Raw genomic sequence first — 22,651 nt, 5'->3', positions numbered from 1 at the left:
CCGGCACCGAGTGGCCGATGCTGAACATGCACATGCGCCAGCAGATCTTCACCGTCGTCGCGGTCTCCGGCAACACGGTGACGCTGGACAAGCCGCTGGAGTTCGACGTTCCCGTCAACTCCACTTCGGACGGTTCCGCGCCGATCGACGGGGCCGCCTACGACTCCAAGGTCTCGCCGCTGCTGGACCCGGTGGAAGGCGTCGGCTTCGAGGACTTCGGCTTCACCCAGGCGATGCCGGGGCTCGACCGCAACGAGGCGATCGACAACTACGGCAACATGGCGCCCGCGGCCGAGATGCACGGGATCGTCTTCAAGTGGGCGGCCAACTCCTGGGTGCGCGGGATCAAGGCGGAGATGACCGGCTCGCACCCGATCGTCACCGAGGAGGCCAAGAACCTCCAGATCGTGAACAACGAGCTCGACGGGTCGTGGAACAAGGGCAAGGGCGGCAACGGCTACTTCCGCTGCTCGCGCGTCTGGGACTCGCTCTACGCCGGCAACACCTCCCGTAACCTGCGGCACTTCACCTTCCAGTGGTCCGCGTCGGGCAACGTCGTGGTGGGCAACGACTTCGACTCCGACCTCAACCTGCACGGCGGCTGGGAACGCAACAACCTGTTCGAGCTCAACACGGTTCGCGTCTCCTACGCCCATCGCTCCGGCAACTGCCGGGCCAACTGCGGTGAGGAAGGCGGCGGCGGACCGGACAACTCCAACTGGTTCCCGATCTGGTGGGGCGCCGGCAAGAAGGCCGTCAAGTGGTCCGGCGCCTCCGGTCCGCGCAACGTCTTCTTCAACAACACGATGACGAAGCAGCTCGCGACCGGCGGCCCGTTCACCGACTACTACGCCGACCACTCGCGGGTCTACCAGTTCGGCTGGAACGGCACGGCCTACCAGCACCTGGACGCCGGTGGCACGCCGATCGCCGACTGGGCCATGAACGAGCAACGCGACTACACCGGCGGGCACGGCGTGGACGCCACGAAGACCGACTCGGCCGCGTCGCTGTTCCTGAAGTCGGTCGACGGCACCCCGCCGACCAGCACCACCACGTCGACCACGACCTCCACCACCACTTCGACCACGACGTCGACGACCACCACAACCACCACCACTCCGCCGGCGGGCTCGTGCGTCACCGCCGAGATCACTCAGACCTCGGTGTGGGACAGCGGTTACGGCGCCGACGTGACGCTGACCAACGGTTGTGCCACCGCGACATCGTCGTGGACCGTCGAGCTCGACCTGCCGTCCGGCACGAAGGTCAGCAGCTCGTGGAGCTCGGTCCGGACGAGCTCCGGCCAGCACTACAAGTTCACCAACGCGAGCTTCAACGGCACGATCAAGCCCGGCGCCACCGCGAAGTTCGGCTTCAACGCTGCGGGCACCGGCACCCCGACCGGCTGCACCGTCAACGGCCACCCCTGCGGAGGCAACTGATGAGAGCACTGACGCTCGCAGCAGTGGCCGCGACGGTCGCGGCACTGCTCAACGGCGGGCCTGCCCTGGCGGCACCCGTGCTGAAGGCCGAGGTCACCCAGACCTCGGTGTGGGACAGCGGTTACGGCGCGAACGTGACCATCACCAACTCCGGTGACACCGCCACGTCGTCCTGGACGCTGGAATTCGACCTGCCGTCTGGCACGACGATCACCAGCTCGTGGAGCTCCGTCCGGACGTCGACGGGTCAGCACCACAAGTTCACCAACGCGAGCTTCAACGGCACGATCAAGCCCGGCGCGACCGCGAAGTTCGGCTTCAACGCGGCGGGCGGCAGCCTCCCGGTGAACTGCACGATCAACGGTGCGTCGTGCGGCGGCGGCACCACCCCGCCCACCGACACGCAGCCTCCCACCGTGCCAACGGGTCTGCGCGCGACGGGCGTGACGTCCAGCTCGGTGTCGTTGTCCTGGACGGCGTCCACGGACAACGTGGACGTCACCGGCTACGAAGTCCTGCAGGGCAGCGCGGTCACGACCGTCACCGGCACGTCGGCCACGGTCACCGGCCTGTCCCCCGCCACCGCCTACCAGTTCTCGGTGCGTGCCAAGGACGCGGCGGGCAACACGTCGGCGGCCAGCGCACCGGTCAGCGCCACGACCAGTCCGGGCGGCGGAGGTGGTGACACCGTTGACGTCTCCACCCCGGCCCAGCTCCAGGCAGCACTCGCCGCGGCCACCCCCGGCCAGACGATCAAACTCGCGGCCGGCACCTACCACGGCTCGTTCCTCGCGAACGGCCGTGCGGGCACCGCGTCGCAGCCCATCACCCTGAGCGGCCCGCGCGACGCCGTGATCATCAACGACGGCCCGTCCGGCGACCCGCCGGACTGCCCGGCGCCCACCGCCGGCTGGGACTCGGGCTACGGCCTGTGGATCTTCAACTCCCCGCACTGGAACCTCACCGGGTTCACCGTGCGGGAGTCGAAGAAGGGCATCGTCCTCGACAACTCGCACCACACGACGATCGACTCGGTCTCAGTGCACCACGTCGACGAGGAAGCCGTGCACTTCCGCCGTTCGTCCGCCGACAGCGTCATCCGCAACTCGGTGATCACCGACACCGGCCTGGTCCAGCCCGGCTACGGCGAGGGCGTGTACCTCGGTTCCGCCAACTCCAACTGGGCCTGCCACGGCAACACCGGCGGCATCGACCGCAGCGACCGCATCCAGGTGCTGGGCAACAAGATCGGCCCGAACATCGCGGCCGAGCCGATCGACGTCAAGGAAGGCACCTACGACGGCGTCATCCGCGGCAACACCTTCGACGGCCAGGGCATCACCGGCGAGAACTCGGCCGACTCCTGGGTCGACGTCAAGGGGATCGGCTACCTGATCGAGGACAACACCGGCACGTTCCGCAGCCCCGGCACCTTCGCCAACGGCTACGAGACGCACAACACCAGCACCACCCCCAGCCTGCCCAACGGCTGCGGCAACACCTGGCGCAACAACCGCTCCGACCTCGGCGGCGTCGGCCAGTACGCCGTCAACATCACCTCGGTGTCGAAGTGCACGGCGATGCCCAACGTCGTCTACGCCTCGAACACGGTGACCGGGGCGGTGAAGGGGCTGACCAACGCACCGGTCACCCCGTAACACCCCACCGAGTGCCCGGCGGCTCCCGCCGGGCACTCGGCTTTCCAGAGGAGGTCAGTTCGAGTCGTTCCTGGCGCGATCCCGCCCTGACCGGACAAGTTCCTGTTGCCGGGGATGAGGCGCTAGTAGCGTCCCGGCCATGAGACGACTGCTCAGCGTCGCGTTGTCGTTCCTCCTGGTGTCCGCGGCCACGCACCCCGCGTCCGCGAACAGCGGCGACACACCGTTGCCCGGCTACACCATCGTCAATCCGCCACTCGCTCCCGCGACGGTCGGCGGCAAGGCCACCAAGGTCGTGCAGGGCGTGCACAGCCACGCGGGCTACATCATCGAGGTGCCGCCGCGCTGGAACGGCCGGCTCGCGATGTGGGCGCACGGCTATCGCGGCGAGGGCAAGGTGCTCACCGTGGACGCGCCGCCGTACGGGTTGCGGCAGCGCTGGCTCGACGAGGGCTACGCCTGGGCCGCGTCGTCCTACTACAGCAACAGCTACGACGTCCGGGCCGGCGTGACGACGACCCGTGAGCTCGCGACGCTGTTCGGCCAGAAGGTGCAACGGCCGAAGAAGGTGTTCCTGGCCGGGGTGTCCATGGGCGGGCACGTCATCGCGCGGTCGCTGGAGCAGTACCCGGGGTTCTACGCGGGCGCGATGCCGATGTGCGGTGTGCTGGGCGACCACGAGCTGTTCGACTACTTCCTGAGCTACCACCTGGTCGCGCAGACGCTGACCGGCAACCGCGCCTATCCCCTGCCACCCGACTACGCGAGCGTCGTGGTGCCCCGGATCCAGAAGGCGCTGGCGGGCCACGACGAGCAGTTCCGGGCCATCGTCGCCAACCTGTCCGGCGGGGCGCGACCTGGTACCGGCGCGGCTTACGCGTACTGGCAGAACTTCCTGTTCAACCTCGTCACCACCCCGACGGGTGACAGCCTGGCGAGCAACCCGCTGCAGCTCGCCACGAACGTCGGCACCCGCTACCGGCCGAACTCGCCGGTCGACGTGAACGGCGCCGTGCAACGGGTTCGTCCTGCCAACCCGGTGGCGCGCTACACGTGGGCACTCACGGAAATCCCTGCAGTGCAGGGGTTGCCGAGCGCGCCTGTCGTGTCGTTGCACGGGATCGGCGACATGTTCGTGCCGTTCAAGATGGAGCAGGACTATCGCGACGACACGGCCCGCTTCGGCCGCACGAACCTGTTGGTGCAGCGGGCGATTCGCACGATCGACCACTGCGAGTTCTCACCTGCCGAGGTCGGGACCGCGTGGGATGACCTGACCGCGTGGGTCGACCGGGGCAAGCGGCCGGCCGGTGACGACGTGCGCCGGACGGACGACCCGCGCTACGGCTGCCGCTTCACCGACCGGCTCGCCACCGGCGGCACTCGGTCCTTCTTCCCTGCCTGCTAGAGGACCAAGCTCTCGCCGTCATCCAGATCCGCGTGGCACGATCTCGTGCCCGCCTGGACGATGACAACGTTGTCGTCCAGCGTTTTGAGAGAGGAAGGCACATGTTCGGCTCCCTGCACCGACGCGCCAGACGCTCCATTCCCCTGATGATCGCCGGCCTGCTCACCGCAGGCCTCGTCACCGCCACCCCCGCCCTCGCCGCCGCGCTGCCCCTGACCCAGCACGTGAACCCGTTCATCGGCACCGACAACAGCAACTCGCCCAACCCGGTCCCCGGCGGCGCGGGCGGCAGCACGTATCCCGGCGCCGTGGTGCCGTTCGGCATGGTGCAGCTCAGCCCGGACACACCGACCGCGTCGCCGTCCGGGTACCGCTACAGCGACGCGAGCATCCAGGAGTTCAGCCTCACCCACTTCAACGGCGCGGGCTGTGCCAACAACGAGGACCTCGGGATTCTGCCGGTCACCGGCAACCTGAGCACGTCTCCCGGCACCAACTGGACCGGATACGCCGGTAGCTACACGAAAGCCAACGAGTCGGCCTCGCCCGGTTACTACAAGAACCGGCTCGACACCTACAACACCGGTGTGGAACTGAGCGCCACCAAGCGCACGGGCTTCATGCGGCTGACCTACCCGAACACCACCACGGCACGGGTGCTGGTCAACAGCAGCCGCAGCGCCACCGGCAACCGCAGCGGGTCGATCGCGATCAACGGCAGCCAGCTCACCGGCACGTTCACCGGCGGCGGCTTCTGCGGTTCGGCGAAGACCTACCAGCTCTTCTACGCCATCCAGTTCGACCGCGCGCCGACCGGGTTCGGCACGTGGCTCGGCGGCACGGTCAACGCGGGGTCCGCGAGCACCAGCGGCGTGAACTCCGGCGGCTACGTCACGTTCGACACCTCTGCGAACTCCGTGGTGCAGCTGAAAATCGGCGTCTCGTTCGTCAGCGTCGCGGGCGCGCAGGCGAACCTCGCCGCCGAGAACCCCGGCTTCGACTTCGCCGGTGTCCGCACCGCCGCCGACACCGCGTGGAACGACGTGCTCAACCGCGCGCAGGCGACCGGCGGTTCCGCCGCGGACCTGCAGAAGTTCTACACGGCGCTGTACCACGTGTTCCAGAACCCGAACATCGCCAGCGACGTCAACGGTCAGTACCGCAGCTTCGACCAGACCGTGCGCACGGCGTCCCACACCGTCTACCAGAACTACTCGGGCTGGGACATCTACCGCTCGTGGGCGTCGCTGATCGCGTTGCTCGCACCCGCGGAAGCCAGTGACATAGCCAAGTCCATGGTGCTGGACGGCGAGCAGGGCGGACTGCTGCCGAAGTGGTCGCACAACAGCAACGAGCACTTCGTGATGACCGGCGACCCCGGTCCGATCATCGTGTCCAGCCTGTACGCGTTCGGCGTGCGCGGCTTCGACACCGCGTCGGCGCTGGCGTTGATGGACAAGAGCTCGAACGGCGGCACCACCCAGGGCCAGCCCACCCGAGGCCGCCAGGCGGGGTACCTCAGCCGGCACTACGTCACCGAGGACCCGTCGGACTCGCTGGAGTACTCGGCGTCCGACTTCGCCATCGCCCAGTTCGCTCGAGCCGTGGGTGACACCGCGAAGTACAACACCTACATGACCCGCGCGCAGTGGTGGTCCAATGTGTACAACCCCGAGTCCGGCTACGTGCAGAAGCGCAACGCCGACGGCTCGTGGGCGTGGCCGGTCACCCCGGCGAGCCCGACCGGCTACACCGAGGGCAACGCGTCGCAGTACACGTGGATGGTGCCGTACAACTTCGGCAGCCTGATCAACCTGATGGGCGGGCCCAAGACGGCCGTGCAACGCCTCGACCACCACTTCACGCAGCTCAACGGCGGGCTGAGCCTGCCGTACTTCTACATCGGCAACGAGCCGGAGCACGGCGTGCCGTGGGCCTACAACTACGCCGCCCACCCGCAGGGCACGAGCGCGGCGGTGCGGCGGGTGATGACCGAGTCGTTCACGAACGCGGCCGGTGGGCTGCCCGGCAACGACGACCTCGGCGCCACCTCCGCGTGGTACGTCTGGGCGGCTCTCGGCATGTACCCGCCGACGCCGGGTTCGGACGTGCTCGCGTTGCACGGACCGTTGTTCCCGTCCGTCACGATCACCAGGCCGGGCGGCACCGTGCAGATCAACGCCTCCGGCGCCGGAGCCCAGTACGTGCAGAGCTTCAGCCGCAACGGGGTGTCGTCCACGCGATCTTGGCTGCGCTACGGCGACATCTCCGGCAACACGACGCTGAACTTCGCCATGGGATCGTCGCCCAGCGCGTGGGGAACGGCCGCCGCGGACGTGCCGCCTTCGTTCAACGACGGCTTCACTCCCCCACCCGCCGCTCCCGCTCTGGGCACCAACCTCGCGCAGGGCAAGCCCGCCACGGCCTCGACTCCCTGCAACGCGGGCGAGGCAGCGGCGAAGGCGTTCGACGGCAGCCTGTCCGGGAAATGGTGCTCGCTGGACGCCGGCACGAAGTTCCTCCAGGTCGATCTCGGATCGGCGCAGAACGTCGGGTCGTTCGTGCTGAAGCACGCCGGGCTCGGCGGGGAGTCCACCGGCTTCAACACAGGTGCGTACAACGTCCAGACGTCCGTTGACGGGACGAACTGGACGACGGTCGTGAACGTGTCGTCGGTGCGGTCCAGTCGTTCGTACCACCAGATCACGCAACGGCAGGCGCGGTACGTCCGGCTGAACGTCACGACACCGACGAACAACGGCAACACCGCCGCCCGGATCTACGAGTTCGAGGTGTACAACTCGTAGCAGATCTCGGTCCACGGCTCGACCGGATCGTGGGGGCCGTAGATCTCCCAACGGGTTCCGGTCGGCCGGAAACCGTTCGCGGCGCACCAGACCAGCACGGCCTGGTGCGCCGCACCGAGTTCGGAGTACGGTCCGATGTGGACCGTCCGCGCCACGCGGGCGGCCGGGAGCTCCGACGCCACCACTCTCCCGGTCAACGGGCACGGCACGGTCAGCTCGACGCCGACTTCGACGTTCGGCACGTCGTCGCGGTAAAGCATGATGTTGCGGCAGCCGCTGGTGATGCCTCCCGCGCGCAGGCAGGCCCACACCTCGTCGAGCATCGGCGGCCACAGGCGCGGGAACTCCTGCCAGGTCGTCGTCGCGGCAACCACCGCGGTCGGCCGGGCCGTGACGTCGATGACGCTCACCGGCGAAGAAGGCACGACCGCGATGGTAACGGCCGTGGTCAGGCGATGCGGAACGACTGCGCGGCGCTTCCGTTGCACGCCGCCTGCACCAACTGCACCTCGTCGGCCCCCGAACCGCCGGGAACGGTCAGGCATTTGCCGCTGTGCCGCGCGACGAGGTGGTAGTACCCGCCACCCTCCGCGACCGGTTGCCACTGCTGGTTGTTGCCGCCGCCGTACGTCCACAGCTGCACACCCGCGTTGTCGGCCAACGACACCCCGGACACGTCGAGCACCAGCGCCGCGTTCGTGCGGTTGTCCGCACGCGTGTAGCCACCGGAAGTCGGCTGGAACCGGAACTGCTGCGCGGTGGTGCCGTTGCAGGAGTACTGCTGGATCACCGTGCCGTTGACCGAGCCCGCCGCGCGAGCGTCGACGCACTTGCCGTTCGCCTTGCTGACCACCGGGTACCAGGTCGTGGGCGAGATGCCGCCGGGGTCGGTCGTGCCGCCGCCGAGCCCGCGCAGACCGTCGAGGATCAGCTTGTTCTGCTGCGCGCTCTCGAACGTCGATGACAACGCGGTGTCGGTCGCGTAGTTCATCTTGTTGTGGCCGAAGTTCGCGTACAGCATCCTGTAGTTCTTGTTGGTCCAGATGATCGGGTAGTCGCCGGAGTACCAGATCTCACCGGGGTTGTCGCCGACCGGGAACGTCGACTGGTCGAGCGACGCCAGCACGGTGATGTTCGGGTTCTGCCGGATGTTCTTCTCCCACGAGTACCACTCGCTGGCCGACGACAGGATGGTGTCCGGCAGGTTCGCGGTGGCCGGGTTGCCGTGGTTCTCGATCCGCAGCGTCTCGGCGGTCGGCCCCCAGCTGTTGGTGGAGAAGCGACCGGAGCCGAGGAAGTCGTAGTGGTACCAGTGGGTGAAGGGCTGGTCCTCCGAGTCGGAGTAGGCGGACACGTGGAAGCCGAAGAACGCGCCGCCCGCGTCCAGGTACCGCTTGAAGCCGTCGAACTGCTGCTGGCTGTGCGGCTTGTCGTCGAGGAACATCACGACCTGGTACTGCCCCGGTGTGATGGACGTGAGGAGGTTCCAGTCCTTCGTGGCGGTGTAGGTGTAACCGTTCGCGGCGGCCTGCTGCGGGAACCAGATGTTGGCCTCGCGCGAGAAGCTCTTGTGCGCCTGGTCCTGTGGCTCGGTGTAGAAGGCGAGCACCTTGAACGGCGCTGCCGCCTCGGCCGGCACAGTCACCGCGGCGGCGATGAGTCCTATCACGGCGACCAGTTTCAGGGCGCGCTTGAAGAAGCTTTGAAGCACAGGGATTCCTTTCCGGCGCACGAAGAAGAGCGCGCCAGAGGGCAGGGGGAACGGGCGCGGGCCGCACTCGGATTAAGGCACAACCGGACTTGATTGGTCCAGACCTCTGCGTGCCGTTATGGCGACCGGGAAAACGACCGCGCCCTCCGACCTGTGCTCGTGGCCCGCGAGGGGGAGTATCGGAGGGGTGGGCCTTCGAGTGGAGGTGGCGTGCCTTGGGCGAGGACTGGGTGTTCGGCTTCGGGGGCAGCTCGCTGGAGGAGCTGGTCGAGAAGCTGTTCAGCGGACTGGGGCAGCCCCAGTCCGGGACGCGGCGCACGGACCGCTTCGGGCGTGATCTCACCGCCGAGGCGCGGGACGGCCTGCTCGACCCGGTGATCGGCCGGGACGACGTGATCGACGAGGTGCTCGAGGTGTTGTCGCGGCGCACCAAGAACAACCCGGTGCTGATCGGGGATCCCGGCGTCGGCAAGACCGCCGTCGTCGAGGGCATCGCGGCCCGCATCGCGAGCGGCGAGGTGCCCGCCACGCTGAGCGGCAGGCGGCTGATCTCGCTGGACCTGGCGGGCATGGTCGCCGGGGCGAAGTACCGGGGCGAGTTCGAGGAACGGCTGGACGCGGTGATCAAGGAGGTGACCGCGTCGGACCGGATGGTGGTGCTGTTCATCGACGAGCTGCACACCCTGGTCGGCGCGGGCAGTGCCGAGGGCGCGCCGATGGATGCCGCGACCATGCTGAAACCCGTGCTCACGACCGGGAGACTCCAGGTCATCGGGGCCACCACCGTCGAGGACTACCGGCGGTACCTGGCGAAGGACGCCGCGCTGGTACGGCGGTTCCAGCCGATCCTGGTCGCCGAACCGTCGCCGGACGAAGCGACCGCCATGCTGCGCGGTCTGCGCGCCCGGTACGAGACCCACCACGGCGTGCGGATCGCGGACGAGGCGATCGTCGCCGCCGTGCAGCTGTCCGCCCGGTACGTCACCGACCGGTTCCTGCCGGACAAGGCGGTGGACCTGGTCGACCGGGCGAGCGCGCGGGTCCGGTTGCGGGAGAGGTCCGCGATACCGCCCGACCCGGTGCCGCTGGAGCAACGGGTGTGGCGGCTGAAGCGGGACGTGGCCGAGCAGGGCGAGAACCCCCAGCTCCGCGCCGATCTCGCCCAGGCGGTCGCCGACCTGGAGGCCGCCCGCGCCGCGCTGGCGAACGCGCCCGAGGTCGTGCCGAACGATGTCGCCGAGGTCGTGTCCCGCAGCACGGGCATCCCGGTCGCCCAGCTCACCGAGGCCGAACGGCATCGGCTGCTGCACCTGGAGGACCACCTGCACGAGCGGATCATCGGGCAGGACGAGGCGGTCGAGGCGGTCGCCGACGCCGTCCGCCAGGGCCGTGCGGGCCTGAAGCACCCGCACCAGCCCGTCGGCTCGTTCCTGTTCCTCGGGCCGACCGGTGTGGGCAAGACCGAGGTCGCCCGCGCCCTGGCCGAGGCGCTGTTCGGGTCGCAGGACCGGCTGATCCGGTTCGACATGAGCGAGTTCGCGCAGCAGCACTCGGTCGCGCGGCTGATCGGCGCGCCGCCGGGCTACGTCGGTTACGAGGACGCCGGCCAGCTCACCGAGGCGGTCCGGCGCGGCCCGTACTCGGTGCTGCTGCTGGACGAGATCGAGAAGGCGCACGCCGACGTCTTCAGCACGCTCCTGCAGGTGCTCGACGCGGGCAGGCTCACCGACGCGCAGGGACGGACGGCGGACTTCGCGAACACCGTCATCATCATGACCAGCAACATCGGCGCCGACCAGCTGCTCGCCGCGGCGACGTCCGACGTTCCGGCCGACCAGTTGCGCGAGTCGCTGATGGGCACGGTCCGCCGGCGGTTCCGCCCGGAGTTCCTCAACCGTCTCGACGAGATCATCCCGTTCCGCGGCCTCGACTCCGGTCAGCTGCGGCAGATCACCGCACTGCTGCTCGAACGCACTCGCCAGCGGCTGCACGAGCAGAACATCACGCTGGAGGTGGACGAGCAGGCCGTCGACTGGCTCGCCTCCCGCGGCTACGTCCCCGAGTACGGCGCCCGCCCGCTGCGCCGCACCATCGCCAGGGAGCTCGACCGGCGGCTGTCCCGCGCGCTGCTCGACGGCTCGTTGCACAGCGGGCAGCACGTCGTCGTCACGGTCACGGACTCCAGCCTCGCGCTGGCCATCAGTTGACCCTCACACGGTGAGAGGGTGCAGGCTGCGGCGGTGATCATCGAGAACGTCTCGTTCGCCGGCCTGCACTGCGAGACCACCGCGCTCGGCGCCCTGCTGCGGCACGAGGGCCTCGACGTCTCCGAGCCGATGCTGTTCGGGCTCGGCGAGGGCTTGAGCTTCGTCTACTGGGACGCCAAGAACATGGACTTTCCGTTCCTCGGCGGTCGCGTCAAACCGTTCGCGCTCACCCGGACCGCGGCCGACCGGCTGGGCCTGACGCTGCACGTCCAGGAGACCTCCTCGCCACGCAAAGCCCGGCAGCACGTCGAAACCGCGCTGATGGCCGGACGCCCGGTCGGCCTGCAGCTCGACTCGTACCACCTGGAGTACTTCACCGCGAAGGTCCATTTCGGCGGCCACTTCGTTGCGATGTACGGCTACGACTCCGCGCACGCCTACCTCGTCGACACCGCTCAGCAGGGTGGTGCCGTGACGACGTCACTGGCCAGCTTGGAGAAGGCTCGTGCGGAACGTGGACCGATGACCGCCCGCAACCTCTCCTTCACGATCTCCCGCACCGGACAGCCTGATCTGGGCGACGCCATCCGGAGCGCGATCGCCGCCAACGCCCACGCGTTCCTCAACCCGCCCATCGCCAACCTCGGCCACTGCGGCATCGCCAAGGCCGCCGAGCAGGTGCCGAAGTGGCTCGACCGGTCCGTCGACCTCGCGCTGGCCGCCACGTTGATGGAACGCGGCGGCACCGGTGGCTCGATGTTCCGCGCGCTCTACCGGGACTTCCTCGCCGAGGCCGCCACGATCGTCGACGACGGCAACATCCGCGAAGGACACCTGTTGTACGCCGAGATCGCTCCACTGTGGACCGACGTCTCCCGGCACATCGAGAAGGGCGACCTGGCCCGGGCCTCCGAGATCCTCGGCGAGCTCGCGGAGAAGGAGCGCCACGCCATGGAGGTCCTGTCCGGCTGACCGTTCAGGCAACGCGACTTGGCCGGTTCGGGGACTTGTGCCAGTTTGGACCGGTGTCATCTCGATCTCTGCTGGCCGCGAGCCTGCTCGCCGTCACCGCGGCCGTCGTCCCGTCGCCCGCCTCCGCCCATGCCGTGCCGTGGCAACGGGTCGGCACCGGCATCACCGCGGGAGTCAGCGGACTCGCGGTGCTCACCAGCCGCGGCGACCACGTCGAAGTCCTCTCGGTCATCGACAACAAGAAGCCCGGCCAGGAACGCGTCCGCCGGATCGTCCTCGACGGCGGACGGGTCAGCGCGGTCCGGCCGATGGCGTGGCGGGGTGAGACGCCGGTCGACCTGGAAGCCGTGGCCGGCGTGCCGCGCCGGCCAGGCGAGTACATCGCCGTGACGAGCGGCAGCCGGGCGTTCCACGTACGGGTCGAACGGGACGTGGTCACGGTGGTGGCCGCGTTCGACCTGCCGCACGACCCCGAGGACAACAACGAGAGCTTCGCCCTGAAGGCGGTCGGCTCCCGGCTCGCGGCGGTGTGGGCGGACCGCGGCGAAGGAATCAGGCCGACGACCATCTACAGCGCGTACTTCTCGTTGCAGGACCACGAGCTCGGCCCGGTCTCGACCGTCGAGTACGACACCGGCGCACACGCGGAGACCGTGCGGCACGCGTCCGACGTCGCGATCACGGCGGGCGGCGAACTGCTCGTGTCGTCCGCGGTCGACCCCGGCGACGACGGCCCGTTCTCCTCGTCGCTGCGCGAGATCGGCCGGCTCACCCCGCACCAGAACACCGTCACCGTCGACCTCGCCCGCCGTCCCCGCCTGCGAGGCGTGTTCGAGGGGCGCAAGATCGAGGCGGTGACCCTTCTCCGCGGTGAGGTGCTGCTGGGCACCGACGACGAGAACGACGGCGGCTGGGTCGCGGAACGCTGAAGGTTCGACGACGGCCGTACCATCGGCGTTGTCGAAGCAGTGAGGAGTCACCGTGGCACGCCCCCGCACCACCCCGCGCACCGTCGATCACCCGGAGCTGTCCGAGGTCTCGTTGCAGCAGGCCCTGGAGGCGCTGGCCGACCCGGTGCGGCGCATGGTCGTGTGCCAGCTCGCGCAGGCCGGCGGGGAGAAGGGTTGCGGCACGTTCGACACCCCGGTGTCGGACTCGACTCTGACCCACCACTTCAACGTCCTGCGCGAGGCGGGCGTGATCAGGCAGCACTACCGGGGCACGGCGAAGCTGAACTCGTTGCGCGACGAAGAGATGGACGCACGGTTTCCCGGGCTGCTCTCCGCGGTGGTGTCCGCGGCCCAGGCCGAAGTTTGATGGTGGTCAAAGTTTGACGGCCATCAAAGTATGAGGCAAGCTGGCTCCATGGCAAAGCATGTGCTGTTCGACCGGCTCGGCGGTCCCGAGGTGCTCACCCTCCGCGACGTCGAGGTGGGGGCGCCGGGGCCGGATGAGGTGCGGATCCGCGTGGACGCGATCGGCCTCAACCGAGCCGAGATCATGTTCCGCGAGGGCGTCTACTACGAACAGCCGGTCTTCCCCTCCACCCTCGGCTACGAGGCCGCGGGCGTGGTCGAGGCGGTCGGCGAGGGCGTGTCGCACCTCGCCGAGGGCGACCCGATCGCTGTCGTGCCGGCCTTCTCACTGACCAGGTACGGCACCTACGGCGACCACGTGATCGTGCCCGCCGCCGCGGTCTTCCCGCGCCCGGCGAACACCAGCGCGGTGCAGGCCGCGGCCGTGTGGATGGCCTACATCACCGCGTACGGACCGCTCTTCGAGTCCGGCGAGGTGCGTCCCGGCGACCACGTGCTGATCAGTGCCGCCGCGAGCAGCGTAGGCCAGGCGGCCATCCAGGTCGCCCGGCACATCGGCGCCATCCCCATCGCCACCACCCGTGACGCCGCGAAGTCACAACGCCTGCTGGAGGCGGGCGCGGCCGAGGTCGTCGTCACCACCGAGGAAGACCTCGTCACCAGGGTCAAGGAGATCACCGGCGGCGAAGGTGTCCGGCTGGCGTTCGACCCGGTCGCGGGCCCTGGCGTCGACACCATCGCGCAGGCCATCGCCCCGGACGGCCACCTGGTGGTCTACGGCGGCCTCGACCCGCGTCCCACCCCGCTGCCCAATGCGAGCAGCTACCCGCGACTGACCAGCCGCACCTACACGATGCACTCGATCACCTCCGATCCCGAGCGGCTGCGCCGCGCTGTCGCGTTCGTCAACGCCGGGCTGGCCACCGGGTCGTTCACGCCGACTGTCGACCGCACGTTCGACCTGACCGAGATCGCCGAAGCTCACCGCTACCTGGAGGCGAGCAACCACATCGGCAAGATCGTCGTCACGGTGACGCACTAAACGGCTTGGGAGAACGTGAAGAAGCGGTCCGGGTCGTACCGCTTCTTCACCTCGGCCAGCCGGGCGTGGTTCGGGCCGTGGTAGGCCTGCCGCCAGTCCACCAGGTCCGGGTCGGTGAAGTTCAGATAGGACGCGTTGTCGGCGAACGGACCCATGTCCTCGTGCAACGCCGTGAGCCACTCCAGGTTGTCGCGCACGACCTGCGGGCTGTCCGACGAGGCCCACGAGGTGTCCAGCGACACCAGGAACATCGCCTCGCGGTGCGGGAACGCCGTGTCGGTCACGCCCAGCGCGTTGATCGCGCCGCCCCAGCCGAACAGTGCCGCGCCGCCGCCGTCCGGGTTGCCGCTGCCCGGCCACTTCGAGACGGCCGTGACGAGTGTGCGCACCCCTTCTTCGGGCAGCGGAACGGAAGTCGTGCGGGTGCGTCCCGCGAACGCGCCGCCGGCCGTCTCGTGGTGCACGTACTCGACGGCTTCCCAGTACGTGCGGTCCTCGATGTCGCAGCGGAACGGCTTCGTGTGGTTCAGCGGCGCGAGCAACGTGCGCAGCTCGTCCGCCGAACCCAGGTGCCAGCCGATCAGCGACACCACGCCACCGCTGGTCAGGCCGACGCGCAACGACAACGCGTCCGGGGCGGTGCGCTGGATCTCCTGCACCAGCAGCATCACGTCGACCGCGTGGTCCCACTCCCACAACAGCAGGCAGGTCGCGCTGTCCACGACCGGGCGCGCCTGGAACGTGAACGAGGTGTTGACACCGAAGTTGCCACCGCCACCGCCCCGGCAGGCCCAGAACAGGTCGGGGTTCTCGGTGGCGGAACACGTGATCATGCTGCCGTCGGCGAGCACGACGTCGGTGCTGACGAGCGAGTCGCAGGTGAGGCCCCACGCCCGCGACACCGCCGCCACTCCCCCGCCGAGCGTGAGCCCGCCGATCGCGACCTCGTCGGAGTTGCCCAGTGGGAAGGCGAGGTCGTGCGGCCTCAACGCCGCGAACAACGCACCTGTCCGCGTTCCGCCGCCGACCGTGACCAGTGCCGTGTCCGGATCCACATGAACACTGGAAAGTCCACGCAGATCGAGTACCAGGCCGGTGTTGACGGAAGTTCCGGCGTAGCTGTGGCCGCCGCCGCGCGCGACCAGCAGCACGGACTTCTCCCGCGCCCACCTGATCGCCGTGGCGACGTCCTCGGCCGACGCCGCCGACAGCACCGCCGCCGGAACCGTGGCGGCATAACGCTCGTTGAACGGCTTGCTGCCCGACGTGAAGCCCTCGTCGCCGGGCCGCAGCACCCGGCCGAGCGCCTGTGCCGCGAGGCTGTCGAACGTCACGAGACGACACCCGCCAGCTGGGCCTCGCGCAGGATCTCCTCGCGTTCCCGCCAGTGCGACCAGAACGCGCCCTTGTAGCCGAGACTCGTCAGGCCGATCAGGAACGGGTTGTCGGCGTAGTTGTTCTCCGATTCGCTCATACCCGCGAGCGTCGGCAGCATCACCCGGTGGTAGTCCGCCGGATCCACCAGGGACCACAGGTACTCGACCGTGCGCGACCAGCGGCCGTTCGGGTCGGTGTTCGTGCCCGCGTCCTCCAGCAGGTCCGGCGAGAAGTAGCAGACGAGCCGGAACTCGCCGCGCTCGTCCCACATGAACTGCTTCTCGTACTCGACCAGGCCGGAGCACATCGACAACGGCTTCAGGATGATCGGGCCGTTCGCGGTGTTCGACTGCAGGCCCGGCATCGTGCGGACGCCGGCGCACTGCTCGGCGATGGAGATGCCGAGCGGGTGGTGCGGGAAGAGCCGCAGCCCCAACGAGAACGCCGTCACGGTCGCGTCCAGCGCCATGAACGCCTGCACGCAGTCGCGCATGGTCTCCCAGGTCTCGCCCGGCATGGCGAACAACGCCTCGACCATGGTCTTGATGCCACGCTCGTTGCACAGCCGCACCAGCCGTTCGGTGTCCTCGAACGTGTAGTACGTCTTGCCCTTGCCGGTGACCTTCCACCCGGAGAGCACGTCGTCGCGGATGTGGTCGCTGCCGACGTTCACACCCTGGCACCCCGCCGCGGCCAGCAGATCCGCGAACTCCTCGTCGAACGGCGACGGCTGGCAGTACACCCACAGCCGCAGGTTGTTCAGCGGGTTCGCGGCGCTGGCGTGCTTGCGGCGCACGATCTCCCGCAGCACGTTCTTGGCGTGCTGGATCGACAGGTTGAACTCGCTGTCCGTGGTGTGCTGGTCGAGAATCCCCTGCGCGGCAAGGGACTGCATCTCGTCCACCACGGCGGAGACGTCACGGCGAGCGACCGCACCACCCTTCGCGTCCGGCTCGACGCAGTGCGCACACCGGTACACGCAGCCGGACTTGGTCAGGATGCCCGCAAGACCACCGCGCTTGTAGTACTCGCCGTTGTCCACTTTGTACTTGTCACCAGAACGACGGATGTACGTCCCAGCGCCGTCGACCTGCCACGTCTTGACCACGGTCGGCCCGACCTGCAGGAGTGGGGTGAGAGCGCTGGAGGTCCGGACGATCCCGTCCGGCGTGTTGCGGAGCAACCCATCCACAGTGGACACATCGCGTCCGGTCGCCAGCGCGTCGGCGAGATCCACGACGATCTTCTCGCCCGGCCCCTTCACGCCGTAGTCGACACCGAAGTAGTCGACCAGGGCGAACGGCATCGTGGAGAAGCCGATGCCACCCGCCACCAGCGGTGCCTCGGTGAGCCGGGTGATCTCGGTGATGATCTCCTTGTGCTCACCGACAAAAGGGCGCTGCTCGAACGCGTAGACGGTGTCGGTGTTGCGGACCGTGATGCCGACCAGCATCGGATCGCGCGTCGTGAAGTACTCGGTCAGGAACGTCTTCCAGTCGTCGCGGTGGAACGTCAGGTCCACCACCTCGACCTCGAATCCCGCACTCTCCAACGAGGTGGTGAGCACGTCGAGCGCGTAGGGCGCGATCGGCGGGTGCACCTTGTTGGGGTTTACCAGTGTGACCAGGCCTCTGTTCATCGGTGATCCCCCTGCGTGGTAGCTAGACGATGCCGAGGGCGATGCCGAACTCGGGCTTGGCGTTGAGCAGGTACGCGCCGGCGGACTGGAGGATCCGGTCCTGCGCGGCGAGGTGCTGGCAGATCGTGGCGGTGTCGCGCATCCAGCGGTCCATCGGTGAGGACTTGAGGATCGACCACGTCTGCAGCAGGTCGAACAGCCGGTTCACGATCGAGCGCGACATCCGGAACGCGTGCACCCACGACAACGGGCAGGCAGCGCGGTCGATCGGGTCGAGGTCGTCGAGCACACCGCCGGCGGCGAGCACTTCCCACTGCTTTTCCAGCGCGCCGTAAACCCCGGCGCGGGTGGCGTTGAAGTCGGCTTCACAGGCGGCCAAAGTCACCTGGACACGCCAGATGTCGGCCCAGTCCGTGCCGGTCATCCGGTCGACGCGCTTCAACACCGACTCACGGGCGTAGTCCAGTGCCGCACGCGCGACACCCAAAGAGACGCCGCACATCGTGCGCGTGAACGCATCGGGCTGAGCGAGCGGACCACGGCGGCCACGCACGTTGTCGAAGCTGAACGAGTGCTCCTCCGGCACGAAGACCTCGGTCATCGTGTAGTCACAGCTGCCGCTGCCACAAAGCCCGGTCGTGTACCAGTTGTCGATCAGCTCGACCTGGTCGCGCGGCACCAGGAACTGTCGCGACTCGTGCGGGTTGCTGCCGTCCGGGCTCGCGTACTTCTTGCCGTCCTGGTAGACGAACCCGCCGGAGATCACCCAGTCCGCGTGGTCGATTCCGCTGCCGAACGGCCAGCGCCCGGTGAGCTTGTAACCGCCGGGCACCTTCTCGGCGCGGCCGGACGGCTGCAGCAGACCGGCGACGATCTGGTCCGGGTTCGGGAACATCTCCTTCGCCACGACCGGATCGATGAACTCGGCGTAGATGCCGGTGTTCGACCCGATCATCGAACACCAACCGACGGAGGCGTCGCCGTAGGCCAGTGTCTCGACGACCTCCATCTGTTCCATGGAGGTCAGTTCCAGGCCGCCCCAGTGCTTTCCGAAGCACATCCGGAACACGCCGTTGTCCCGCAACGTGTCCACGACGTCCTGCGGCAGGTTGCGCAGCGACTCGATCTCCGCGGCCCGTTCCCGCAGCATCGGCGTCAGCGCCTTGCAGCGATCGATCAGCTCCGCCGCGGTGGTCGCGGGGGTCACCGTCGTCATGGTCATTTGGTTCCCCCTACTTGACGATGCCGAGGCAGATGCGGAACTTGGGCCGGCGACCGAGCAGGTACGCGCCCACGGACTCGAGAATCGCGTCCTGCGCCGAGAGGTTCTGGCACATGGTCGCGGTGTCGCGCATCCAGCGGTCCATCGGCGAGGACTTGTGGATCGACCACGTCTGCAGCAAATCGAACAGGCGGTTCACGATCGAGCGGGACGTGCGGAACGCGTGCAGCCACGCGATCGGCGACGCGGCGCGCTCGTTCATGGTGAGGTCGTCCAAAGTGCCGCCGGCCGACAGCACCTCCCACTGCCGCGTCATCGCGGAGTAGACGCCGTTGCGCGTGGCGTTGAAGTCGGCCTCGCACTCGGCCAGCGTCACCTGGACACGCCAGATGTCCGCCCAGTCCGTACCGGTCATGCGGTCGACGCGCTGCAACACACACTCACGGGCATAGTCCAGAGCTGCCCGCGCGACGCCAAGAGGAACACCGCACAGGCTGCGCATGAACGACTCCGGCTGCGCCAGCGGATGCGGCTCGCAGCGCGGGTTGTCGAACGTCAGCGTGTGCGAATCCGGCACGAACACGTCCGTGATCCGGTAGTCGGAGCTGCCGGACCCGCGCAGACCGGTCGTGTCCCAGTTGTCCAGGATCTCGACCGAGCTCTGCGGCACCAGGAACTGACGCGACTCGTGCGGGTTGCTGCCGTCCGGGCTCGCGTACGGCTCGCCGTTCTCGAAGACGAACGCACCGGACATCACCCACTCGGCGTGGTGGATGGTGCTGCCGAACGACCACTGGCCGCTCAGCCGGAACCCGCCCGGCACCTTGTCGGCGCGCCCGGCAGGGGCCAGCACGCCGGCCGTCACCGTGTCCAGCCGCGGGTACACCTCGCGCACCACGTCCGGTTCGAGGAAGTTGGCCAGCAGACCGGTGTTCGCGCCGATGATGCCGCACCACGCGGCGGACGCGTCGCCATACGCGAGGGCCTCGGCGACCTGCGTCTGCTCCATCGACGTGAGCTCCGGGCCACCCCACTCGCGGCGGAAGCACATGCGGTGCACACCCGTGCCGCGCAACAACTCCACCACGTCGGCAGGCAGCTGACCGGCCGCCTCGATCTCGGCGGACCGCTCGCGCAGTACCGGCGCGAGGGCCTTGGCGCGGGCGATGATCTCGGTCGCCGTGCGGGGCTCGTCGGCCACCGTGGTCATGTCTTCGCTCCTCAGAGTCGTCACTCGTCCACGTCCAGAAGTCCTGCGGGCATCGCGAAGGGGCCGTCGGGATCGGGCGGTCCGACCGGTTCGGTCTCCAGCTCGACCAGGGCGGCAGCGGCCGTCAGTCGCTCGTCGCACGTCTGCGTGTCCTCGGCCTCGCACACCACGAACGAGTGCCGCGCCAGGTATCCGCCGGGCGGCAGGCGCAACGTCGTGCCGGGCTCGCACATCGGCGAGGTCGCGACCAGGCCAGGCGACTCGGCGGGCAGCTTGATCGACTTCAGCAGGCAGTCCTGCTCCGGGATGCCGAAGCGGATTCCCGCGACGCGACGGAAAGCCGGCGTGACGTCCGGACGCTGGCCGGTCGTGACGTCGAACAGCACCTCACCCGGCTCGATGCCGGTGGCGGTGCGGCCGAGGAACGGGATGAGGTCGCCGCCGAGCCTGCCGTTGATCTCGATGATCAACGGACCGCGGTCGGTCAGCCGCACCTCGGCGTGCGTGATGCCGTTCTCGATGCCCAGCGCCTGGTGGGCCTTCGCCAGGTGCTGCATGAGGTTCTCGTCTTCGAGCAACGGGTCGTTCGCGTCGACGACGTGCCCGACCTCCTCGAAGTACGGGTGGTCGCTGGAGTGCTTGCGCGCCAGGAACATCGGCAGGTACTCGCCCTTGTAGACCGCGCCGTCGACGCTGATCTCCGGGCCAGGTGCGTAGCGTTCGACGATCGCGCTCGCCCGGTACGGTCCGGGATCGACCTCGCTGGCCGCCAGAGCAACGTGGAACGCTTCGTCCAGCTCGGTTTCGTTGGTGGCGAAGACGACGCCGATGCTGGCGCCCATCGCGCGCGGCTTGATCACGACCGGGTATCCGATGCGCTCAGCAGCGGCGCGCGCCTGCTCGACAGTCGTCGTGAGCTCGAAACCGGGCTGGTGCAGACCAGCGGCGGTGAGCACGGCACGCGTGCGCTCCTTGTCGCGGCACCCGCGCACACCCGCCGCGGACAGACCGGGCACACCGAACTCGGCGGCGAGCAGGCCCGCGTCGAGCACCAGCGGCTCGTCCCAGCACATCAGGCCGATGACGTTGCGCCGGGCGACGACCTCGCGGGCGGCGGTGCCCATGACCTCGGAGTCGAAGACGTTCGCGACGATGATCTCGTCGAAGTACTGGCGCTGCCAGGTGGGCTTGAGGTTGTTGATGAGGACCAGGTCGATGCCCGCGGCCTTCGCGCGCGCGGCGATCGGCGCGACCAGGTACTCGCGGTAGACCTTGAGTCCGCTGCCGATGACGAGGATCGCGGGGTTCATGCGTTCACTCCCGTTTCCCGAGAAGAGGACGAGCGCCGCGTGAGGAGATCGGTGAGGATGTCCTGCGAGCGGTGGGCGATGACGCTGATCAGCGAGTCGGCGATGCCGTGCGTCTCCTCGTTCACGCCCTGCAGGTACATGGCGCCCCAGGCGGACTCGCCGAGGTCGAGGCGGTAGCTGCGGCTGACGTTGATCTCGTCGATGCCGGCGCGTTCGGCCAGGTCGCGGACGAGCCACGGCATCCGGGGGTCGTAGCCGGTGCCGAGCAGCACCAGGTCGCAGTTCAGCGGCTCGACCTTGCCGCTCATGCGGTCGCGCAGGTCCAGCACGACCTCGTCGTTCTCCACGCGGGCGGCGACGACCTCGGTCATCGGCCGCACCCACGAGCGCTGCGGTCCGAGCGTCTTCTGCTGGTAGAGCATCGTGTAGAGCTGGTCGAGGAACTCCGGCGCGAGGCCCGCGTAGTTCGTCAGCCGCATCTCGCCGAGGATCTGCGAGCGCACCTCGGGCGCGCTGTCGTAGAACTCGTCGACGAACGACGGGTAGAACAGCTCGTTCACGAACTTGCTGTGCTGGTAGTTCTGCAGCCCGATCGACCGGACGACCATGGTCACCTGGCTCTCGGGCAGGTTCTGGTGCAGCGCGTAGAACATCTCCGCCGCGCTCTGCGCCCCGCCGATCACCACCGCGCGCAGTGGCTTGTCCTTCGGGATCTGCGCGATCCTGGTGCGGTACTGGGCGCTGTGCACGATCCGTTCGGCCGGCAGCTCGCTGAACACGTCCGGGATGCGGGGATCACGCCCACCACCGACGACGAGGTCGCGGCAGCGGATCCGGTCACCGTCCACGAGGGACACTTCCCAGCCGGTGATCGACCCGTCGGCCGAGCGCGTCGGCTCGATGCTCTGGGCGCGGGAGTCGTAGCGGATCTGCACCCGCTCCAGCTCCTTCGCGGCCCACTGCAGGTAGTCCGACAGCTCCCAGCGGAACGGGCTGAACGTGCCGAGGTTGCAGAACTCGTCGAGCCTGCCCTGGGAGTGCAGGAAGTTCAGGAACGAGAAACGGCTGCGCGGGTTGCGCAACGTGACCAGGTCCTTGAGGAACGAGACCTGGCTGCGCGCCCACGGCATCAACAGGTTGCGCTGCCACTTGACGTCCGGGCTCTGCTCCAGCAGCAGGGTGTTCTCGGCCAGGTCCGACTCGGACTCCTCGATCGCGACGGCGAGGGCCAGGTTCGCCGGCCCCGCCCCGATCGCCAGAACCCCGACTTCTCGGTCAGTCACAGTGCCCCCTCGATGGTTTCGCAGCCAGAAATGAAGCTAGACAA

The 22,651-nt window shown here is 68.6% G+C and carries 17 protein-coding genes; 9 read left to right on the top strand and 8 right to left on the bottom strand.

Going from position 1 to position 22,651, the window contains the following annotated elements; translation table 11 throughout:
* The 4 genes from ABZX92_RS24965 to ABZX92_RS24950 form a co-directional block, all read left to right on the top strand.
* A partial coding sequence (locus tag ABZX92_RS24965) for a cellulose binding domain-containing protein (protein ID WP_355563862.1) occupies nt 1-1,445 on the top strand: 1,445 nt, incomplete at its 5' end.
* Entirely contained in the window at nt 1,445-3,103 is a 1,659-nt protein-coding gene (locus tag ABZX92_RS24960) for a cellulose binding domain-containing protein (RefSeq protein WP_355563859.1), read from the top strand. The genes ABZX92_RS24965 and ABZX92_RS24960, both read left to right, overlap by 1 nt.
* Before the next feature lie 139 nt (nt 3,104-3,242).
* Nucleotides 3,243-4,511 carry a hypothetical protein gene (locus ABZX92_RS24955; RefSeq protein WP_355563856.1) on the top strand — a complete coding sequence of 423 codons (1,269 nt, stop codon included), beginning with the start codon at nt 3,243-3,245 and terminating at the stop codon, nt 4,509-4,511.
* Nucleotides 4,512-4,657: 146 nt separating this feature from the next.
* Complete coding sequence (locus ABZX92_RS24950; RefSeq protein WP_355563854.1) at nt 4,658-7,318, top strand: GH92 family glycosyl hydrolase; 2,661 nt, start codon at nt 4,658-4,660, stop codon at nt 7,316-7,318.
* Here ABZX92_RS24950 and ABZX92_RS24945 read toward each other — a convergent pair.
* Together ABZX92_RS24945 and ABZX92_RS24940 are read right to left on the bottom strand one after the other, a co-directional pair.
* Nucleotides 7,291-7,743, bottom strand: a complete 453-nt coding sequence (locus ABZX92_RS24945) for a GyrI-like domain-containing protein (protein WP_355563851.1) — start codon at nt 7,741-7,743, stop codon at nt 7,291-7,293. The genes ABZX92_RS24950 and ABZX92_RS24945 overlap by 28 nt on opposite strands.
* A 23-nt stretch (nt 7,744-7,766) precedes the next feature.
* Nucleotides 7,767-9,029 (bottom strand): RICIN domain-containing protein, encoded by a 1,263-nt coding sequence (locus tag ABZX92_RS24940; protein ID WP_355563848.1) that lies wholly within the window; start codon nt 9,027-9,029, stop codon nt 7,767-7,769.
* A 215-nt stretch (nt 9,030-9,244) separates the two neighbouring features.
* Here ABZX92_RS24940 and ABZX92_RS24935 point away from each other — a divergent pair, with 215 nt between their 5' ends.
* Genes ABZX92_RS24935 through ABZX92_RS24915 form a run of 5 tightly spaced genes read left to right on the top strand, consistent with a single transcriptional unit; the run spans nt 9,245 to nt 14,566 of the window.
* On the top strand, nt 9,245-11,236 hold the full coding sequence (locus ABZX92_RS24935; RefSeq protein ID WP_355563845.1) for an ATP-dependent Clp protease ATP-binding subunit: 1,992 nt from the start codon (nt 9,245-9,247) through the stop codon (nt 11,234-11,236).
* 18 nt (nt 11,237-11,254) lie between these two features.
* Entirely contained in the window at nt 11,255-12,208 is a 954-nt protein-coding gene (locus ABZX92_RS24930) for a BtrH N-terminal domain-containing protein (protein WP_355563842.1), read from the top strand.
* A gap of 53 nt (nt 12,209-12,261) precedes the next feature.
* The gene (locus ABZX92_RS24925) at nt 12,262-13,137 is read left to right on the top strand and encodes a hypothetical protein (RefSeq protein ID WP_355563839.1); all 876 of its coding nucleotides are present in this window, start codon (nt 12,262-12,264) and stop codon (nt 13,135-13,137) included.
* A 52-nt stretch (nt 13,138-13,189) separates the two neighbouring features.
* Complete coding sequence (locus ABZX92_RS24920; RefSeq protein ID WP_355563836.1) at nt 13,190-13,525, top strand: helix-turn-helix domain-containing protein; 336 nt, start codon at nt 13,190-13,192, stop codon at nt 13,523-13,525.
* A gap of 48 nt (nt 13,526-13,573) precedes the next feature.
* A complete protein-coding gene (locus ABZX92_RS24915) occupies nt 13,574-14,566 on the top strand; it encodes a zinc-dependent alcohol dehydrogenase family protein (RefSeq protein ID WP_355563833.1) in 993 nt (330 codons plus the stop codon).
* Here ABZX92_RS24915 and ABZX92_RS24910 read toward each other — a convergent pair.
* The 6 genes from ABZX92_RS24910 to ABZX92_RS24885 are packed head-to-tail and all read right to left on the bottom strand — an operon-like array spanning nt 14,563 to nt 22,607.
* On the bottom strand, nt 14,563-15,900 hold the full coding sequence (locus ABZX92_RS24910) for an FAD-binding oxidoreductase (RefSeq protein WP_355563830.1): 1,338 nt from the start codon (nt 15,898-15,900) through the stop codon (nt 14,563-14,565). The two genes, ABZX92_RS24915 and ABZX92_RS24910, sit on opposite strands and share 4 nt — an antisense overlap.
* Complete coding sequence (gene tsrT, locus ABZX92_RS24905) at nt 15,897-17,582, bottom strand: tryptophan 2-C-methyltransferase (protein ID WP_355563827.1); 1,686 nt, start codon at nt 17,580-17,582, stop codon at nt 15,897-15,899. The genes ABZX92_RS24910 and tsrT overlap by 4 nt, the downstream gene beginning before the upstream one ends.
* A 22-nt stretch (nt 17,583-17,604) precedes the next feature.
* On the bottom strand, nt 17,605-18,804 hold the full coding sequence (locus ABZX92_RS24900; protein ID WP_355563824.1) for an acyl-CoA dehydrogenase family protein: 1,200 nt from the start codon (nt 18,802-18,804) through the stop codon (nt 17,605-17,607).
* A 10-nt stretch (nt 18,805-18,814) separates the two neighbouring features.
* Entirely contained in the window at nt 18,815-20,014 is a 1,200-nt protein-coding gene (locus tag ABZX92_RS24895; protein WP_355563821.1) for an acyl-CoA dehydrogenase family protein, read from the bottom strand.
* A 20-nt stretch (nt 20,015-20,034) separates the two neighbouring features.
* Nucleotides 20,035-21,324: an ATP-grasp domain-containing protein gene (locus ABZX92_RS24890; RefSeq protein WP_355563819.1), complete on the bottom strand. Its 1,290-nt coding sequence runs from the start codon at nt 21,322-21,324 to the stop codon at nt 20,035-20,037.
* A complete protein-coding gene (locus ABZX92_RS24885; RefSeq protein ID WP_355563816.1) occupies nt 21,321-22,607 on the bottom strand; it encodes a SidA/IucD/PvdA family monooxygenase in 1,287 nt (428 codons plus the stop codon). Before ABZX92_RS24885 ends, ABZX92_RS24890 begins: the two co-directional genes overlap by 4 nt.
* Nucleotides 22,608-22,651: the final 44 nt, after the last annotated feature.

Source organism: Lentzea sp. NPDC006480, assembly GCF_040611995.1.
In the GTDB taxonomy this organism is placed as follows: Bacteria; Actinomycetota; Actinomycetes; order Mycobacteriales; family Pseudonocardiaceae; genus Lentzea.
Note: the sequence above shows the minus strand (reverse complement) of the source record. Positions and strands in the feature narration are given on the sequence as shown.

Coding starts and splice junctions, on each gene's coding strand:
- ABZX92_RS24960 (WP_355563859.1), top strand. CDS start 1,445: ATGAGAGCACTGACGCTCGCAGCAGTGGCCGCGACGGTCGCGGCACTG.
- ABZX92_RS24955 (WP_355563856.1), top strand. CDS start 3,243: ATGAGACGACTGCTCAGCGTCGCGTTGTCGTTCCTCCTGGTGTCCGCG.
- ABZX92_RS24950 (WP_355563854.1), top strand. CDS start 4,658: ATGATCGCCGGCCTGCTCACCGCAGGCCTCGTCACCGCCACCCCCGCC.
- ABZX92_RS24915 (WP_355563833.1), top strand. CDS start 13,574: ATGGCAAAGCATGTGCTGTTCGACCGGCTCGGCGGTCCCGAGGTGCTC.
- tsrT (WP_355563827.1), bottom strand. CDS start 17,582: ATGAACAGAGGCCTGGTCACACTGGTAAACCCCAACAAGGTGCACCCG.
- ABZX92_RS24900 (WP_355563824.1), bottom strand. CDS start 18,804: ATGACCATGACGACGGTGACCCCCGCGACCACCGCGGCGGAGCTGATC.
- ABZX92_RS24895 (WP_355563821.1), bottom strand. CDS start 20,014: ATGACCACGGTGGCCGACGAGCCCCGCACGGCGACCGAGATCATCGCC.
- ABZX92_RS24890 (WP_355563819.1), bottom strand. CDS start 21,324: ATGAACCCCGCGATCCTCGTCATCGGCAGCGGACTCAAGGTCTACCGC.